The sequence below is a fragment of the Pseudomonas sp. 06C 126 genome (assembly GCF_001855215.1).
Taxonomy (GTDB): domain Bacteria; phylum Pseudomonadota; class Gammaproteobacteria; order Pseudomonadales; family Pseudomonadaceae; genus Aquipseudomonas; species Aquipseudomonas proteolytica.
Genome location: NZ_MIFU01000130.1, coordinates 162,751 through 179,949, shown reverse-complemented (window position 1 = coordinate 179,949; position 17,199 = coordinate 162,751). Strand labels below are relative to the sequence as shown.

General features: G+C 61.5%; 14 protein-coding genes. 6 read left to right on the top strand and 8 right to left on the bottom strand.

Annotation, left to right across the window (positions count from 1 at the left end; all coding sequences use genetic code 11):
• The first annotated feature begins 235 nt into the window (after positions 1-235).
• From gltB to BHC62_RS24935, 5 genes are all read left to right on the top strand, one after another.
• Positions 236-4,681: a glutamate synthase large subunit gene (gene gltB, locus BHC62_RS24955; RefSeq protein WP_070996535.1), complete on the top strand. Its 4,446-nt coding sequence runs from the start codon at positions 236-238 to the stop codon at positions 4,679-4,681.
• Between the two features lie 32 nt (positions 4,682-4,713).
• On the top strand, positions 4,714-6,132 hold the full coding sequence (locus BHC62_RS24950; protein ID WP_010213750.1) for an FAD-dependent oxidoreductase: 1,419 nt from the start codon (positions 4,714-4,716) through the stop codon (positions 6,130-6,132).
• Between the two features lie 251 nt (positions 6,133-6,383).
• Entirely contained in the window at positions 6,384-7,451 is a 1,068-nt protein-coding gene (gene hemE / locus BHC62_RS24945; RefSeq protein WP_029296084.1) for a uroporphyrinogen decarboxylase, read from the top strand.
• 122 nt (positions 7,452-7,573) lie between these two features.
• Entirely contained in the window at positions 7,574-7,837 is a 264-nt protein-coding gene (locus BHC62_RS24940) for a helix-turn-helix transcriptional regulator (protein ID WP_224791169.1), read from the top strand.
• Complete coding sequence (locus BHC62_RS24935; protein ID WP_029296089.1) at positions 7,830-9,101, top strand: type II toxin-antitoxin system HipA family toxin; 1,272 nt, start codon at positions 7,830-7,832, stop codon at positions 9,099-9,101. The genes BHC62_RS24940 and BHC62_RS24935 overlap by 8 nt, the downstream gene beginning before the upstream one ends.
• Positions 9,102-9,122: 21 nt before the next feature.
• Here BHC62_RS24935 and BHC62_RS24930 read toward each other — a convergent pair whose 3' ends face one another.
• Positions 9,123-10,364: an MFS transporter gene (locus BHC62_RS24930; RefSeq protein ID WP_238353704.1), complete on the bottom strand. Its 1,242-nt coding sequence runs from the start codon at positions 10,362-10,364 to the stop codon at positions 9,123-9,125.
• 155 nt (positions 10,365-10,519) lie between these two features.
• On the opposite strand from BHC62_RS24930, the gene BHC62_RS24925 reads away from it, so the two are divergent.
• The gene (locus BHC62_RS24925; RefSeq protein ID WP_029296092.1) at positions 10,520-11,413 is read left to right on the top strand and encodes a LysR family transcriptional regulator; all 894 of its coding nucleotides are present in this window, start codon (positions 10,520-10,522) and stop codon (positions 11,411-11,413) included.
• A gap of 519 nt (positions 11,414-11,932) precedes the next feature.
• Here the strand turns inward: BHC62_RS24925 and BHC62_RS24920 are convergent.
• From BHC62_RS24920 to BHC62_RS24890, 7 genes are read right to left on the bottom strand one after another with little or no spacing between them, the layout of a single operon-like run.
• A complete protein-coding gene (locus tag BHC62_RS24920; RefSeq protein ID WP_029296094.1) occupies positions 11,933-12,382 on the bottom strand; it encodes a hypothetical protein in 450 nt (149 codons plus the stop codon).
• Between the two features lie 27 nt (positions 12,383-12,409).
• Positions 12,410-13,636, bottom strand: a complete 1,227-nt coding sequence (locus BHC62_RS24915) for a beta-ketoacyl-ACP synthase (protein ID WP_070996545.1) — start codon at positions 13,634-13,636, stop codon at positions 12,410-12,412.
• Positions 13,636-14,364: a 3-oxoacyl-ACP reductase FabG gene (gene fabG, locus BHC62_RS24910; protein ID WP_070996533.1), complete on the bottom strand. Its 729-nt coding sequence runs from the start codon at positions 14,362-14,364 to the stop codon at positions 13,636-13,638. The genes BHC62_RS24915 and fabG overlap by 1 nt, the downstream gene beginning before the upstream one ends.
• On the bottom strand, positions 14,357-14,821 hold the full coding sequence (locus tag BHC62_RS24905) for a hotdog family protein (protein WP_070996532.1): 465 nt from the start codon (positions 14,819-14,821) through the stop codon (positions 14,357-14,359). Before BHC62_RS24905 ends, fabG begins: the two co-directional genes overlap by 8 nt.
• Entirely contained in the window at positions 14,818-15,984 is a 1,167-nt protein-coding gene (locus BHC62_RS24900) for a beta-ketoacyl-[acyl-carrier-protein] synthase family protein (protein WP_070996530.1), read from the bottom strand. Before BHC62_RS24900 ends, BHC62_RS24905 begins: the two co-directional genes overlap by 4 nt.
• Positions 15,981-16,463: a DUF3261 domain-containing protein gene (locus BHC62_RS24895; protein ID WP_070996528.1), complete on the bottom strand. Its 483-nt coding sequence runs from the start codon at positions 16,461-16,463 to the stop codon at positions 15,981-15,983. Before BHC62_RS24895 ends, BHC62_RS24900 begins: the two co-directional genes overlap by 4 nt.
• Positions 16,460-17,194: a class I SAM-dependent methyltransferase gene (locus BHC62_RS24890; RefSeq protein ID WP_176770991.1), complete on the bottom strand. Its 735-nt coding sequence runs from the start codon at positions 17,192-17,194 to the stop codon at positions 16,460-16,462. The genes BHC62_RS24895 and BHC62_RS24890 overlap by 4 nt, the downstream gene beginning before the upstream one ends.
• Positions 17,195-17,199 lie beyond the last annotated feature (5 nt).

Below are 17,199 nucleotides of genomic sequence, written 5' to 3'. Positions count from 1 at the left end.
CGGCGGTCGAAATTAAAAAAGTTTTGACTAGCACAGCATATCGCTTTAAACCTTTCATAAATGCGACATAGATTTGCGACAGTTCGTCGCCAAATTTGTGGGCGTCTGTGTCGGTGTGTACAATGACCTCCCTTTTGCCCCCGCTAAGCCGGCGTACGTTCGGCGTGGAAGGTAACCGGTTGAATTGAAAAGAAATTTGCCTCGAAATAAGAGGCAGCCTGGTGAGAAAGTGTCTATGAAAGCAGGTCTGTACCAACCCGATGAATTCAAGGATAACTGTGGTTTCGGCCTGATAGCCCATATGCAGGGCGAACCCAGTCATACCCTTCTGCAAACGGCCATCGAGGCCCTGACCTGCATGACCCACCGCGGTGGGATCAACGCTGACGGCAAGACCGGTGACGGTTGCGGCTTGCTGATTCAAAAGCCCGACCAGTTCCTGCGCGCTGTCGCCAAGGAAACCTTCGGCGCCGATCTGCCCAAGCAATACGCCGTGGGCATGGTGTTCTTCAATCAGGACCCGGTCAAAGCCGAGGCCGCTCGCGAGAACATGAACCGCGAGATCCTCGCCGCTGGCCTGCAACTGGTTGGCTGGCGCAAAGTGCCAATCGATACCAGTGTGCTCGGCCGCCTGGCCCACGAGCGCCTGCCGCAGATCGAACAAGTGTTCATCGCAGGCGACGGCCTGAGCGACCAGGACATGGCGATCAAGCTGTTCACTTCCCGTCGTCGCTCGTCCGTGGCCAACGCCCTGGACACTGACCACTACATCTGCAGCTTTTCCCACAAGACCATCATTTACAAAGGCCTGATGATGCCGGCGGACTTGACCGCCTTCTATCCAGACCTGAGCGATGAGCGCCTGCAAACCGCGATCTGCGTGTTCCACCAGCGCTTCTCCACCAATACCCTGCCGAAATGGCCGCTGTCCCAGCCATTCCGCTTCCTCGCCCACAACGGCGAGATCAACACCATCACCGGCAACCGCAACTGGGCCGTGGCCCGTCGCACCAAGTTCGCCAACGACTTGATGGACCTCGAAGAGCTCGGCCCGCTGGTCAACCGTGTGGGTTCCGACTCCTCGAGCATGGACAACATGCTGGAACTGATGGTCACGGGCGGCATCGACCTGTTCCGTGGCGTGCGCATGATCATTCCGCCAGCGTGGCAGAACGTCGAGACCATGGACCCGGACCTGCGGGCGTTCTATGAGTACAACTCGATGCACATGGAGCCGTGGGACGGCCCGGCCGGCGTGGTCATGACCGATGGTCGCTACGCGGTGTGCCTGCTCGACCGCAACGGCCTGCGCCCGGCGCGTTGGGTGACCACCACCAACGGCTTCATCACCCTGGCCTCGGAAGTCGGCGTGTGGAACTACCAGCCTGAAGACGTGATTGCCAAAGGTCGCGTCGGCCCTGGCCAGATCCTTGCCGTGGACACCGAAACCGGGCAGATCCTCGACACCGACGCCATCGACAACCGCTTGAAGTCGCGCCACCCGTACAAGCAATGGCTGCGCAAGAACGCCCTGCGCATCCAGGCGACCATGGAAGACAATGACCACGGTTCGGCCTTCTACGACGTCGACCAGCTCAAGCAGTACATGAAGATGTACCAGGTCACGTTCGAAGAGCGCGACCAGGTCCTGCGTCCGCTCGGCGAGCAAGGCTACGAGGCTGTTGGCTCCATGGGCGACGACACGCCAATGGCCGTGCTGTCCCAGCGTGTGCGCACGCCATACGACTATTTCCGCCAGCAGTTCGCCCAGGTGACCAACCCGCCGATCGACCCGCTGCGTGAAGCCATCGTGATGTCCCTGGAAGTGTGCCTCGGTGCCGAGCGCAATATTTTCCAGGAATCGCCAGAGCACGCCTCACGCGTGATCCTCAGCTCGCCGGTCATTTCCCCGGCCAAGTGGCGCTCGCTGATGACCCTGGAGCGCCCAGGCTTTGACCGCCAGATCATCGACCTGAACTACGACGAGAGCCTCGGCCTGGAAGCCGCGGTGCGCAACGTCGCCGATCAGGCTGAAGAAGCCGTGCGCGCCGGTCGCACGCAGATCGTGCTGACCGACCGCCATATCGCCCCGGGCAAGCTGCCGATCCACGCATCCCTGGCCACCGGCGCGGTGCACCACCGCCTGACCGAAAAAGGCCTGCGCTGCGACTCCAACATCCTCGTCGAAACCGCCACCGCCCGCGACCCGCATCACTTTGCGGTGCTGATCGGCTTTGGCGCCTCGGCGGTGTATCCGTTCCTGGCTTACGAAGTACTGGGCGACCTGATTCGTACCGGCGAAGTGCTGGGCGATCTGTACGAAGTATTCAAGAACTACCGCAAAGGCATCACCAAGGGCCTGCTGAAGATCCTGTCGAAGATGGGCATCTCCACCGTCACGTCCTATCGCGGTGCGCAACTGTTCGAAGCTATCGGCTTGTCCGAAGAAGTCTGCGAGCTGAGCTTCCGTGGCGTGCCAAGCCGCATCAAGGGTGCGCGTTTCGTCGATATCGAAGCCGAACAGAAAGCCCTGGCGGCCGAAGCGTGGAGCGCGCGCAAGCCGATCCAGCAAGGTGGCCTGCTCAAGTTCGTGCACGGTGGCGAATACCACGCGTACAACCCGGATGTGGTCAACACCCTGCAAGCCGCTGTGCAGCAGGGCGACTACGCCAAGTTCAAGGAATACACCGCGCTGGTGGATAACCGCCCGGTGTCGATGATCCGCGATCTGTTCCAGGTGAAGACCCTGGACACGCCGATGGACATCGCCGAAGTCGAGCCGCTGGAATCGATCCTCAAGCGCTTTGACTCCGCCGGTATTTCCCTGGGTGCCTTGTCGCCCGAGGCCCACGAAGCCCTGGCCGAAGCCATGAACCGCCTGGGTGCGCGTTCCAACTCCGGCGAAGGCGGCGAAGACCCGGCGCGCTACGGCACCATCAAGAGCTCGAAAATCAAGCAGGTCGCCACCGGCCGTTTCGGGGTGACCCCGGAATACCTGGTCAACGCCGAAGTGCTGCAGATCAAGGTGGCCCAGGGCGCCAAGCCCGGTGAAGGCGGGCAACTGCCGGGCGGCAAGGTCAACGGCCTGATCGCTAAGCTGCGTTACGCAGTGCCAGGCGTGACCCTGATTTCGCCACCGCCGCACCACGACATCTATTCGATTGAAGACTTGTCGCAGCTGATTTTCGACCTCAAGCAAGTCAACCCGCAGGCCCTGGTCTCGGTGAAACTGGTGGCGGAAGCCGGCGTGGGCACCATCGCCGCTGGCGTGGCCAAGGCCTATGCCGACCTGATCACCATCTCCGGCTATGACGGCGGCACCGGCGCATCGCCGCTGACCTCCATCAAGTACGCCGGTGCACCGTGGGAGCTGGGCCTGGCCGAGACTCACCAGACCCTGCGTGGCAACGACCTGCGCGGCAAAGTCCGAGTGCAGACCGACGGCGGCCTGAAAACCGGCCTCGACGTAATCAAGGCCGCCATCCTCGGCGCCGAAAGCTTTGGCTTCGGTACCGCGCCAATGATCGCCCTGGGCTGCAAATACCTGCGCATCTGCCACCTGAACAACTGCGCCACCGGCGTGGCGACGCAGAACGAGAAGCTGCGCAAGGATCACTACATCGGCACCGTCGACATGGTGGTGAATTTCTTCACCTACGTCGCCGAAGAGACCCGTGAGTGGCTGGCCAAGCTCGGCGTGCGCTCCCTGGAAGAGCTGATCGGCCGTACCGATCTGCTGGACATTCTCCAGGGCCAGACCGCCAAGCAGCACCACCTGGACCTGACGCCGCTGTTGGGCAGCGATCACATCCCGGCAGACAAGCCACAGTTCTGCCAGGTGGAGCGCAACCCGCCGTTCGACAAAGGCCTGTTGGCCGAGAAGATGGTCGATATGGCCGGCTCCTCGATCAATGACGCCAGCGGTGGCGAGTTCGCCCTGGATATCTGCAACTGCGACCGTTCCATCGGTGCGCGGATCTCTGGCGAAATCGCGCGCAAGCACGGCAACCAGGGCATGGCCAAGGCGCCGATCACTTTCCGCTTCAAGGGCACGGCCGGCCAGAGCTTTGGCGTGTGGAACGCCGGTGGCCTGCACATGTACCTCGAAGGCGACGCCAACGACTACGTGGGCAAGGGCATGACTGGCGGCAAGCTGGTGATCGTTCCGCCAGCGGGTAGCGTCTACAAGACCCAGGACAGTGCCATTATCGGCAACACCTGCTTGTACGGCGCCACCGGTGGCAAGCTGTTCGCTGCCGGCACTGCCGGTGAGCGTTTCGCCGTGCGTAACTCCGGTGCCCACACCGTGGTCGAAGGCACTGGCGATCACTGCTGCGAGTACATGACCGGGGGCTTTGTCGCGGTACTGGGCAAGACCGGTTACAACTTCGGTTCGGGCATGACCGGCGGTTTCGCCTACGTGCTGGACCAGGACAACACCTTCGTCGACAAGGTCAACCACGAGTTGGTCGAGATCCAGCGGATCAGCGGCGAAGCCATGGAGTCTTACCGGAACCACTTGCAGCACGTGCTGGACGAGTACGTCGAGGAGACCGGCAGCGAATGGGGTCGTAACCTCGCCGAGAACCTCGATGATTACCTGCGTCGTTTCTGGCTGGTCAAGCCCAAGGCTGCCAACCTGAAATCGTTGCTTTCCAGCATCCGTGCCAACCCGCAGTGATATGCGCCTGAAGAGTTTGATGAGGTTTTAACATGGCTGAACGTCTGAATAACGACTTCCAGTTCATCGATGTCGGGCGCAAAGATCCGAAGAAGAAACTGTTGCGTCAACGCAAGAAAGAGTTCGTGGAAATCTACGAACCCTTCAAACCCCAGCACTCGGCCGACCAGGCCCACCGCTGCCTGGGGTGCGGTAACCCGTATTGCGAGTGGAAGTGCCCGGTGCACAACTTCATTCCCAACTGGCTCAAGCTGGTAGCCGAGGGCAATATCCTCGCCGCCGCCGAGCTGTCGCACCAGACCAACACCCTGCCGGAAGTCTGCGGCCGGGTGTGCCCCCAGGACCGTCTGTGCGAGGGTGCCTGCACCCTCAACGACGGTTTTGGTGCGGTGACCATCGGTTCGGTGGAGAAGTACATCACCGACACCGCGTTCGCCATGGGCTGGCGCCCGGACATGTCCAAGGTCAAGCCGACCGGCAAGCGTGTCGCGATCATCGGCGCAGGCCCGGCGGGCCTGGGCTGTGCCGACGTGCTGGTACGCGGCGGCGTGACCCCGGTGGTGTTCGACAAGAACCCGGAAATCGGTGGCCTGCTGACCTTCGGCATCCCCGAGTTCAAGCTGGAAAAGACCGTGTTGAGCAATCGCCGCGAAGTCTTCACCGGCATGGGCATCGAGTTCCGCCTGAACACCGAGATCGGCAAAGACGTGACCATGGAGCAGTTGCTCGAAGAATACGATGCGGTATTCATGGGCATGGGCACCTACACCTACATGAAGGGCGGCTTTGCCGGTGAGGACCTGCCGGGTGTGTATGACGCGCTCGACTTCCTGATCGCCAACGTCAACCGCAACCTGGGCTTTGAAAAGTCGCCGGAAGACTTCGTCGACATGAAAGGCAAGAAGGTCGTGGTACTGGGCGGTGGCGACACTGCGATGGACTGCAACCGCACGTCGATCCGCCAGGGCGCCAAGTCGGTGACCTGTGCCTATCGCCGTGACGAAGCCAACATGCCCGGCTCGCGCAAAGAGGTGAAGAACGCCAAGGAAGAAGGCGTGAAATTCCTCTACAACCGCCAGCCGATCGCCATTGTGGGTGAAGATCGCGTTGAAGGCGTGAAGGTGGTCGAGACCCGTCTCGGCGAGCCGGACGCCCGTGGCCGCCGCAGCCCCGAGCCGATCCCGGGTTCCGAAGAGATCATCCCGGCCGACGCCGTGGTCATCGCTTTCGGTTTCCGTCCAAGCCCGGCGCCGTGGTTCGAGCAGTTCCAGATCCAGACCGACAGCCAGGGCCGCGTCGTAGCCCCGGAACAAGGCCAGTACAAGCACCAGACCAGCAACCCGAAAATCTTTGCCGGTGGCGACATGGTGCGCGGTTCGGACCTGGTAGTAACGGCGATCTTCGAAGGCCGCAACGCCGCCGAAGGCATCCTGGACTACTTGCAGGTCTGACCCCGATCCCAACTTGAAATGGGATCAAAATGTGGGAGCTGGCTTGCCTGCGATAGCGGTGGTGAATTCAACATCGCCATCGCAGGCAAGCCAGCTCCCACACAAATCCCATTCCACATGGGGTTTGCTGGGGTCTGTCATACCGCAAGACACCGCGACAAATTGACCCGATAGACAAAAGGCTGACCTGCAACCGTGCCTTTTGCGTCCGGCTCTGAGAAAATGCCCGCACTTTTTTTGCGGATGCCGACATGACTGCCCTCAAGAACGACCGTTTCCTTCGTGCCCTGCTCAAGCAACCTGTAGACGTCACCCCAGTGTGGATGATGCGTCAAGCCGGTCGCTACCTGCCGGAATACCGCGCCAGCCGCGCCAATGCGGGCGATTTCATGAGCCTGTGCATGAATCCGGAGTTCGCCTGCGAAGTCACGATGCAGCCGCTGGACCGCTATCCACAACTGGATGCGGCCATCCTCTTCTCCGATATCCTGACCATCCCCGACGCCATGGGCCAAGGCCTGTACTTTGAAACCGGCGAAGGCCCGCGCTTCAAGAAAGTGGTCAGCACCCTGGCCGATATCGAAGCCCTGCCGATCCCGGATCCCCACAAAGACCTCGGTTATGTGATGGACGCCGTCAGCACCATCCGCCGTGAGCTCAATGGCCGCGTACCGTTGATCGGCTTCTCCGGCAGCCCGTGGACCCTGGCCACCTATATGGTCGAAGGCGGTTCGTCGAAAGACTTCCGCAAGACCAAGGCCATGCTCTACGACAACCCACAAGCCATGCACCTGCTGCTGGACAAGCTGGCGCAGTCGGTCATTTCCTACCTCAACGGCCAGATCATGGCCGGTGCGCAAGCGGTGCAGATATTCGACACCTGGGGTGGCAACCTGTCGGCGGCGGCGTACCAGGAGTTCTCCCTGGCCTACATGCGCAAAATCGTCAGCGGCCTGATCCGCGAACACGAAGGCCGCAAAGTGCCGGTGATCATGTTCACCAAGGGCGGCGGCCTGTGGCTGGAAAGCATTGCCGACGCCGGTGCCGACGCGCTGGGCCTGGACTGGACCTGCGACCTGGGCGAAGCCCGTCGCCGTGTGGGCAACCAAGTGGCCCTGCAAGGCAACATGGACCCGACCGTGCTCTACGCCAAGCCCGAAGCCATCCGTACCGAAGTAGGTCGCATCCTCGCCAGCTACGGCAAAGGCAGTGGCCACGTGTTCAACCTTGGCCACGGCATCACCCCGGAAGTGAACCCGGAGCATGCAGGCGCGTTCCTGCGGGCGGTGCATGAGTTGTCGGCGCAGTATCACGAGTGATTGCAGCTCATAAAAAACGCCCGGCTTAGGCTGGGCGTTTTTTTGGGCCCGAAACAGACGTAAGGTGCTAGTAAAGTCCTTCATATAGGACTTATTCTGATTTTTATTTAAAAAAGTCCAATATGGGTGACATCATGCTGCTGGCGAATCCACCTCAACTTGGCGAAAGGATACGCCAGTTACGTCGCGCCAAAGGTTACAGCCAGGCGCAACTGGCGGATCGGGCCAAGTGCAATCGCAAGACCATCATTGATCTTGAAGCGGGTGAGAACGTTGCGATGTACACGGTATTCCGGGTGATCTCGGCACTTGGGATGGCATTGGAAGTCGTCGACAAACGCATAGATCTCAAATCCCTGGCGGACCTGGTAGAGCACGATGAGTAGAGTCAAGTTACTCAACGTCGTTACCCCGCAGGGGCGTTCGGGCGAGTTGTCCAAGGGCTCTCAGTTCTCGTTTGCGTACGCATCTGCCGATACCGAGCGCGAGGTGTCGCTGGTCATGCCTTATGACCCGACGCCTGCGGTCAGCAACGTGTTGCATCCGATTTTTGATATGAACGTGCCGGAAGGTTTTCTCGCCGATCAGATAAAGCGCCGTATGGCCAGGCACATTCAGGTAGACGAGATGCGCCTGCTATCGGTTATTGGCGGGAACCAGATCGGGCGCCTGACCTATCAGAACCCCGTCGAAGCGTCGGCTGCCGTGCGTGCCCAGGTAGGGCTAGGCCAAATTCTTTCGGCTGACAGTACCCAGGACATCTTTGCGTTTTTGGTGCAGACCTATTTCGAGTCGGGTATTTCCGGCGTGCAGCCCAAAGTGTTGGTGCCTGATCTGGACAAGCTGGCCGGCGGCCGTAAAACCCTGCTCAGTTCCGACCTGATCGTAAAGTCCGGTGCCGATGAATATGCTCATCTGGCCCAGAATGAATTCCTCTGCATGGAAGCCGCGCGCATTGCGGGGCTGGAAACACCGCCATTCTGGTTGTCCGAAGGAGGCGATCTGTTTGTCATGGAACGCTTTGACCTGACACCGTCTGGGCGACTGGGTTTTGAAGACATGGCGGTGCTTTTGGGCCTCAACAAAGACCCCCATGACAATTACAAGTATTCCCAGAGCTACGAAACCCTGGCTACGGTCATTGACCATGTCTGTGCGCATGGCGAGCCGCTGCGCGAGCTTGAGCGGTTTTTCTCTTCCGTCTGCCTGTCAGTGATGGTGCGCAATGGCGATGCGCACTTGAAGAACTTCGGGGTGCTCTATACCCATCCTGGCGCGCGTGAAACGGTGCGGTTGGCGCCGGTGTTTGATGTGACTACCACCACGGTGTATGAGCACTACAACCCCAAGTCCGGACGCTCATTGGTTGATCGCACGTTGGCAATCAAGATGAACAAGGTGAAGACCTACCCGGATCGCCAACAACTGATGGAGTTCGGTCGTAAACACTGTGCCGTGGAAAAGCCAGGGATAATCATCGAGCGAATCGCAGAGGCCATGTCCGAGGCGCTCGTCACCCATCAAGCCCGAATCGACGTTGAGCTGTTTTCGGCGATGCAGGCTGAATGGGATGCGGGGCGTGCCATGGCGTGTCATGACTCGTTGGTGGGCGGTATGAAACGAAAACCTGTGGTGAAAAAAACGCGGTAACGCGGTTTTTTGTGTGGCGAATCAAGTTGCCGTTTTTGCCAGCGGCTGCAACTTCGCCAGCTTCAACGCCACCAGCAGCGCAACGATCAACAGCGCAACGATAAACCCGCCAATCCCGTTCCACCCCCCGTAGTGCCAGAAAACACCCCCCGCCGTACCGGCAATACTCGACCCCGCGTAGTAGCTGAACAGGTACAGCGACGACGCCTGCCCCTTGGCTTTCAGCGCTCGTCGGCCAATCCAGCTGCTGGCCACCGAATGGGCGCCGAAGAAGCCGAAGGTGAAGACCAACATGCCGATGATGATCAGTGGCAGCGGGCTGAACAGGGTCAGGGTGATGCCGGCGAGCATCAGCACGATAGTGGCCCACAACATGCGGCGCCGGCCCAGGCGGTCGGCCAGCGAGCCGATCTTCGCCGAGCTGTAGATGCCCGACAGGTACACCACTGACAACAGGCCGACCACCGCCTGGCTCATGTCATAAGGGGCGGCCAGCAAGCGGTAGCCGATGTAGTTGAACAGCGTGACGAAGGCGCCCATCAGCACGAAGGCTTCGAGAAACAGCCACGGCAGGCCCGCATCCTTGAAGTGCATGACAAAGCCGTTGATCAGGTTGCGCGGCTTGAGGCTGCTGGCGCGGAAGTTGCGCGACTCGGGGAGGATCTTCCAGAACACGGTTGCCGCAATCAGTGCCAGTGCGCCGATGATCAACATCGCGGTGTGCCAACTGACGAAATCGATCAGCACGCCGGTGATCAGGCGCCCGCTCATGCCTCCAATCGCATTGCCGCCGATATACAGGCCCATGGCCAGGCCGATGTGCTGCGGATGGATCTCTTCGCTGAGGTAGGTCATGGCCACGGCCGCCAAGCCACTAAGGGATAGGCCCAACAGCGCACGCAGTAACAGGATGCCTTCCCAGGTCGGCATCAGGCCGCTGGCGATGGTGCATACCGCCGCGCAGAACAGCGAGGTGACCATCACTGGCTTGCGCCCCAGGCGGTCGGAAATCGGTCCGGTGATCAACAGGCCAAAAGCGAGCATCGCCGTGGAGACTGAGAGGATCAGGCTGCTTTGCGCGGCATTGATGGAAAACTCGTGGGACAACGCCGGCATCATCGGCTGCACGCAATACAGCAGGGCAAAGGTGGCAAACCCGCCGGAAAACAGGGCCAGCACCGTGCGCATGAACATCGGCGTGTCTTTTTCGATGTACACATCGTTGAGTTGCGCCACCACCTCGTCGAGGGCGGTGGGTGGCAGTTCCTGGGCGAGTGGAGCAACAGCAGATTTCACGCGGGACCTCGGTGGCAAAGGCTGCCAGGGCTGGCAATGAAAAAAGAATATAGCTGGCTAATGATTCTTTCCAATATATTGTTCGACCTGTTTGATAGCTTTTACGACCTAATGAGGTTTTCATGGAATTGCGCCACTTGCGCTACTTCATCGCCGTGGCTGAAGAGCTGCATTTCGGCCGGGCTGCCCAGGTATTAGGCATCTCCCAGCCGCCGTTGAGTCAGCAGATACAGGCCCTGGAACAGGAGGTCGGCGCCCGCTTGTTTGAACGTACCAATCGTCGGGTCGAGCTGAGTGAGGCTGGCCGCTTGTTCCTCACAGAAGCCCGCCTGGTACTGGCCCAGGTCGACAAGGCCGCAGACGTGGCGCGCCGTGCGCAGTTGGGGGAATTGGGCGAATTGAAGATCGGCTTCACCTCTTCGGCGCCATTCAACTCCAGCATCCCACAGGCGATTTTTGCTTTTCGCCAGGCCTTCCCGGCGGTGCACCTGAACCTGCAGGAAATGAGCAGCACCGAGGTGGCGGGGGCACTGGTGGACGAGTCGATCCAGGTCGGCCTGATGCGCCCGCTGCCCTTGCCGGACTCATTGAGTGTCGTGGAGTTGATGCGCGAGCCCCTGGTGGCGGTGCTGAGTGCCGGCCATCCGTTGGCCCAAGGCAGCGAGCGGGGCCTGCACCTGACGCAGTTGGCTGACGAACCTTTTGTGTTTTTCCCACGGGCCTACGGCAGTGGTTTATATGCGCAACTGATCAACCTGGCCCGCGATGCCGGCTTCAGCCCGTACTTCGCACAAGAGGCCGGCGAAGCCATGACCATCATCGGCCTGGTGGCGGCGGGGTTGGGGGTGTCGGTGTTGCCGGCCTCGTACCAGCGCATCCGCATCGACGGCGTGGTCTACCGCACCTTGCTCGACCCGGAGGCAGTGACGGCGGTGTGGCTGGTGCAGCGCAAGGACCAGCAGTCGCCCATGGCCAAGGCGTTTGTCGAGCTGCTGACGCGCAAGGCGTTGGTGTAGCGGCGGTCACATATCAGGTAACGGAACCGGTTTAGTGATTTGCTTTGGCGTTGCGCAAAATCGTTTCTTTTTCACTGAGTGACATGGATGACACTTCTCTACCAACCCAAAGAAGGCAGTGTGCTGGGCGAAATGCGACACCGTTGCCACCGTCAGCCTTGGACGACTTGACCGAATCAAGAGTAAGGATCGGCATGGCAAACGAACTTACAAAATCGACGAACTTTCCAGCGAGCAGTTTTTGGCTGTAAAGGCGGCGGTGCGTGGCGCACTTGGCCTTTGACGAATCGGTTAGCTGACAGGAGGCGTTTTGCCACGGATTGTCCTATCCGGCTTTTCAGGCATACTGCCCCAGTTCCCGAAAGGGGCTTGTGAGACTCTGAGGATCCTGGAAATCCAGCTATCGCAGAGCCGGGCAGGACAAAGGCGATGACAAGCCAGCCTGCTTGTGAAGAGGGCGCCGAAAGGCGCCCTTTGTCGTTTCTGGTGTTAGGTGGATGCTGGCTTGCCAGGCGCCACTCAGTTCTGCTTCGACGTCCCCGTCTCCTTGAACAACTGCGCCGCCGTACCCGCTTGCGCCGCGCCGTTTGTGCGCAGCCCGGCCATGATGTCGCGGTCGAGCATGCTCACCCAGCGGTTGTAGTTGCGATGAATCTTGCCGTCCTTGTAGCCCAGTTCCTGGCTGTCACGGTAGGTGATGGCGTAGCTGGTGCCGGTATAGCGGATGTCGATCTCGGCGTAGTAGCGGTTGCGCACGTTGATCTGGGCCTGGATCAGGCGTGGGTCGGCGCGCTGGACGGTCCAGTTGCGCTTGTCCAGGGCGGTGAGGATGCTCTGTTTCATTTTCTCTTCGCTGACCTGCTCGTTGGCGGCGAGCGCGTGCTGGGTGTTGAGCACCGGTTTGCTGGTACAGCCGGCGGCGGTCAGCAGGGTCAGGGCGATGAGGGTGGCGCGTAGCAACGAAGACATTCCGTTCTCTCCAATCAAATAAAAGGCTTACTGCCAGCGGCGAAAGATCAGCGACGTGTTGACGCCGCCAAAGGCAAAGTTGTTATTCATCACGTAGTCGTTATGCATCTGGCGGAACTCGCCGCGCAGGTAATCCAGTTCGCCGCAGCGCGGGTCGACTTGATCGAGGTTGAAGGTCGGCACGTATTGGTCACGGTTCATCATTTCGATGCTGAACCACGACTCCAGCGCGCCGCAGGCGCCCAGGGTATGGCCCAGGAAGCTCTTCTGCGAACTGATGGGCATGCGGCTGCCGAACAGGCTGCTGGTGGCCAGGGTTTCGGCAATGTCGCCTTGTTCGGTGGCGGTGCCGTGGCCGTTGACGTAGCCGATGGCATCCGGCGTCAGGCCGGCATCTTCCAGGGCCAGTTCCATGGCGCGACGCATGGTGACCTGCTCCGGACGGGTGGTGTGCTGGCCGTCAGCGTTGCTGCCAAAGCCGACGATCTCGGCATGGATATGCGCGCCACGGGCCAAGGCATGTTCCAGCTCCTCAAGCACCAGCATGCCGCCGCCTTCGCCGATCACCAGGCCATCGCGGCCGCTGTCGTAGGGACGTGGGCTGGTTTGCGGGGCGTCGTTTTTCAGGCTGGTGGCGTAGAGCGCATCAAACACCATGGCTTCGGTGGGGCACAGCTCTTCGGCGCCACCGGCGAGCATCAGTGGCAGGCGGCCGAACTTGATCGCCTCATAGGCATAGCCGATGCCCTGGCTACCGCTGGTGCAGGCGCTGGACGTGGGGATCAGGCGCCCGGTGAGGCCAAAGAAAATGCTGATATTGGCCGCCGTTGTGTGCGGCATCATGCGCACATAGGAGTTGGCGTTCAGGCCCTCGGCCACCGAGTTGAGCAGCATATTGCCAAAGGCCTTGATCTCATCGGTGCTGCCGGTGGACGAGCCGCAGGCCACGCCCATGCGCCCGTCCTTGATCGACGCATCGCCCAGCAGGCCGGCGTCCTGCAACGCCTGCTCCGCGGCCCACACGGCCAGGCGCGAGACCCGGCCCATGCTGCGCAGTTGCTTGCGGGTCCAGTGGGCCGGCACCACAAAATCATCAATCGGCCCAGCCAAACGGGTGTTCAGTTCGCTGAAGCGATCCCACTCATCCATGCGCCGGATGCCGCTGCGCTGGGCACGGAAGTTGGCGACGATGGTTTCCCAGTCGCAGCCCAGGGAGGTCATGCCGGCCATGCCGGTGACTACCACACGTTTCATCAGCACAGGCCCCCGTTCACGGCCAGGACCTGGCGGGTGATGTAGCCGGCTTCGGCCGACATCAGGAAATTCACCGCACTGGCGACTTCTTCGGGCGTACCCATGCGTTGCGCGGGGATCATCTTCATCAGTTCTTCCACCGGCACGTTCTCATCAAGCATTGCCGTGTCGATCAGGCCGGGAGCCACGCAGTTGACGGTGATCTTGCGCTTGCCCAACTCGATTGCCAGGGCCTTGGCCGCGCCGATCAAGCCGGCCTTGGACGCGCTGTAGTTGACCTGGCCACGATTGCCGATCAGCCCCGAGACCGAAGTGATGCACACAATGCGCCCGGCCGCGCGGCGTCGGATCATCGGCATCATCACCGGGTGCAGCACGTTGTAGAACCCGTCGAGATTGGTGCGCATCACCACGTCCCAGTCGTCTTCCGACAGCGCCGGGAACGCGCCATCGCGGGTCAGCCCGGCGTTGAGCACCACACCGTAATAGGCGCCGTGGGCTTCAACGTCGGCTTCGAGGACCTGCTTGCAGGTGGCACGGTCTGCCACATCGAATTGCAGCACCCGCGCCTTGCGGCCCAGGGCCTGGATTTCGACCTGTACGGCATCCGCCTCGGCGCGACCACTGCGGCAATGCAGCACGATGTCATGGCCGGCCTGGGCCAGGCGCAGGGCGATAGCGCGGCCGATACCCCGGCTGGAGCCGGTGACCAGTACGGATTCAGTCATGACGCGTGTCCTTCGATTCAGCTAAATAGTTGGCCGCCTGGGGCGGTCGAAATACGTTCAGGCGCGCGCTGGCCTGGATCCCGTCGCCGGTCAGGTGGCATTCGAACACACCCATGCCGTTGTCGTCTTCCAGGGAGCGCAGGCCGTGGATGGTCAGTTCGGTGCCGACGGGAAAGTGCTCGACGTTGCATTCAAACTTACGGGTGCCCAGCAGGAACCCCAGCGCGACGGCTTCACCGTTCTGCCGCGCCCGGCAGCCGGCATAGGCGGCGACGCTTTGCGCCATCAACTCGACGCCGACCCAGGCCGGCAGGCTGCCGTCGGGGCGGTTGAACAGGCCGCCAGGCTTGACGGTGAGGCGGGTGCGGATCTGCTCTTCATCGAACGCCAGCACCTGGTCGATCAGGATCATGTCCCCGGCGTGGGGCAGCAGTTCGGCGAGCGGCCAATTGATCATGGGGCGTCTCCGATAATCAGGCTGACGTTATTGCCGCCGAAGGCAAACGAGTTGCTCATCAGGCAGCGTTTTTCCAGGGTGTCACCGACCTTGGCCCAGCGCAGGGCGGGCAGCGCCGGGTCGGCCTGGCCGTCCCAGATATGCGGCGCCAGCGCGCCCTCGACCAGGCTCAGCCAGCAGAACGCTGCTTCCAGCGCCCCGGCGGCGCCCAGGGTATGGCCGGTCATCGGCTTGGTCGAGGAACAGGCTACGCCAGCGGGAAACAGCGTCGCCACGGCCAGGCTTTCCATGGCGTCGTTGTGCTGGGTCGCGGTGCCGTGCAGGTTCAGGTAGCCGATCTGCTCCGGTGCCAACTTCGCACTGGTCAGGGCCTTGCTCATCGCCTGCAAAGCGCCCTTGCCCGTGGGTTCCGGCGCGGAAATATGGTGTGCATCGCAGCTCGCGCCGCTGCCCAGCAGGGCAATGGGGGCCGGGGTCTTGCTCATCAGGAACAGCACCGCCGCCTCGCCGATGTTGATGCCATTGCGGTTCACCGAAAACGGGTTGCTACGCTCGCAAGACACGGCCTCCAGGGAGGTAAAGCCATTGAGGGTCAGCTTGCACAGGCTATCGACCCCGCCACACAGCACCGCATCGCACAGGCCCAGGTCCAGCAGGCGGCGCGCGCTCATCATCGCGCGAGCGCTGGAGGTGCAGGCAGTGGAAATCACATAGGCCGGGCCGCTCAGTTGCAGCCAGTCGGCGAGGAAGTTGGCCGGGGCGCCGAGTTCTTGTTGCCGGTAGTCGTAATCTTCGGGGAACTGCCCTTGCTGCAGGTAATGGGCAATGCCGCGACTGGCTTCATCGATGCCCGAGGTGCTGGTGCCCAGTACGATGCCGATGCGCGAGGCGCCAAAGGTCTGGATCGCCTGCCGGATCGGGCCTTCGATCTGCAAGGCGGCTTCCAACAGCAACTGGTTATTGCGGCTGTTCTGCTGGGCCAGGTGCGGCGGCAGCGCCGCCAGTTCGCCGGGCACGCTGCCCACCGGCAGCACCCGATCGGGCACCCAGCCGCTCTCGGCGCGCATGCCCGAGCAATCCCCGGCAAACAGGTTGCGCCGCACTTGCTGCTGGCCACGGCCCAGGGCGCAGATGATCCCGAGGGCATTGAGGTAGGCGGTCATGGGCTGCTCTCAAGCGCGGTGACGCGATAATCCAGGTGCTGGCCGGGCATGCTCACGGTGAAGGTCAAGGGCGCGCGGTAAATCACTTGCCAATGCGGCTTGAGCGCCCGCACACCGTCGTCCTCACGGGCTTGGGGATAGCTGCCTGGCAGCTCGGCGGCGGGCGTCAAAGCAAACAGCAAGGCGGCAAACAATTCACGGGCCTGGGGGTTGGGCGGCAATAAACCATCCGCTTGCCAACTGCCGGCCAGCAGTTTTTGCCGGGCGAGGGGGATGCCCAGTGGGTCCATCAGCGACCAGCGCAGCGCTTCGCCCTCGCGCTGGATCACCAGCAGCCAGTCCTGGCGCTGGCCGTCCTGCTCGCGCTCGATATGCAATTGCACGGGCAAGGCCAGGCTTGGCGTTTGCGCCGGCAACGGCGGCTGGCTGGCACAGGCGGCCAGCAGCAACAGGCAGCCGATCAACAACGCACGCATCATGCTGGCGTGCCTGTGAGTGGCTTGCGTGCGACCACATTCACCAGGGTTTCTTCACGCTCGCCAAACGGCTTGGGCTGGCGCAGGCCCCAGCGCTCCAGCAGGCCGAAGTCTGCCGAGCGGCTCCACCACAGGTACGGGTATGAGACATTCTGTGGGCCGAACTCGAAACCCTGGTCGCGGATCATCTCCAGGTACTCGGCGGCGCTTTTCTGCACATGCATCGGGTGGCGGAACAGCCAGCGAATCACCCAGGTATCGATATAGGCTTCGGTGGACTCGGCAAACAGCAGGTAGCCGCCGGGCTTGAGCACCCGGTAAAACTCGGTCAGCGCCCGCTGCTGCTCCACCAGGTGGTGGAAGGTCTGGTGGCAGAACAGGATGTCGACACTTTCATCGGCCACGTTGAGGGTGGCGCAATCGCTGCCGATCAGCTCGATCTCAATGCCCTGGCGCGTGGCTTCGGCCCGGCTCAAGTCGAGGCTGTGCGGGTCGGCGTCAAGGCCGATCAGGCGCTCGGGGGCGAACACCTGCTGCAGGTAACGGAACGACTTGCCCTGGCCGCAACCGGCATCCAGCAGCACTGGCGCGTTTGGCAGCGGGTCGCTGAACAGGCTGCGCAGGTCGTTGATCGCCACGCGCAAGACGTGATGCTGCCAGGTATGGCTGCGCAGGAACCAGAAGCCGAATTTGGTCTCTTCGACGTAGTTTTTGCTCAAGTACTCTTTTGACACAGATG

Excerpts from the sequence above, each read along its gene's own strand:
- gltB (WP_070996535.1), top strand. The coding sequence starts at position 236 with ATGAAAGCAGGTCTGTACCAACCCGATGAATTCAAGGATAACTGTGGT.
- BHC62_RS24950 (WP_010213750.1), top strand. The coding sequence starts at position 4,714 with ATGGCTGAACGTCTGAATAACGACTTCCAGTTCATCGATGTCGGGCGC.
- hemE (WP_029296084.1), top strand. The coding sequence starts at position 6,384 with ATGACTGCCCTCAAGAACGACCGTTTCCTTCGTGCCCTGCTCAAGCAA.
- BHC62_RS24940 (WP_224791169.1), top strand. The coding sequence starts at position 7,574 with ATGGGTGACATCATGCTGCTGGCGAATCCACCTCAACTTGGCGAAAGG.
- BHC62_RS24935 (WP_029296089.1), top strand. The coding sequence starts at position 7,830 with ATGAGTAGAGTCAAGTTACTCAACGTCGTTACCCCGCAGGGGCGTTCG.
- BHC62_RS24925 (WP_029296092.1), top strand. The coding sequence starts at position 10,520 with ATGGAATTGCGCCACTTGCGCTACTTCATCGCCGTGGCTGAAGAGCTG.
- BHC62_RS24920 (WP_029296094.1), bottom strand. The coding sequence starts at position 12,382 with ATGTCTTCGTTGCTACGCGCCACCCTCATCGCCCTGACCCTGCTGACC.
- BHC62_RS24915 (WP_070996545.1), bottom strand. The coding sequence starts at position 13,636 with ATGAAACGTGTGGTAGTCACCGGCATGGCCGGCATGACCTCCCTGGGC.
- fabG (WP_070996533.1), bottom strand. The coding sequence starts at position 14,364 with ATGACTGAATCCGTACTGGTCACCGGCTCCAGCCGGGGTATCGGCCGC.
- BHC62_RS24905 (WP_070996532.1), bottom strand. The coding sequence starts at position 14,821 with ATGATCAATTGGCCGCTCGCCGAACTGCTGCCCCACGCCGGGGACATG.
- BHC62_RS24900 (WP_070996530.1), bottom strand. The coding sequence starts at position 15,984 with ATGACCGCCTACCTCAATGCCCTCGGGATCATCTGCGCCCTGGGCCGT.
- BHC62_RS24895 (WP_070996528.1), bottom strand. The coding sequence starts at position 16,463 with ATGATGCGTGCGTTGTTGATCGGCTGCCTGTTGCTGCTGGCCGCCTGT.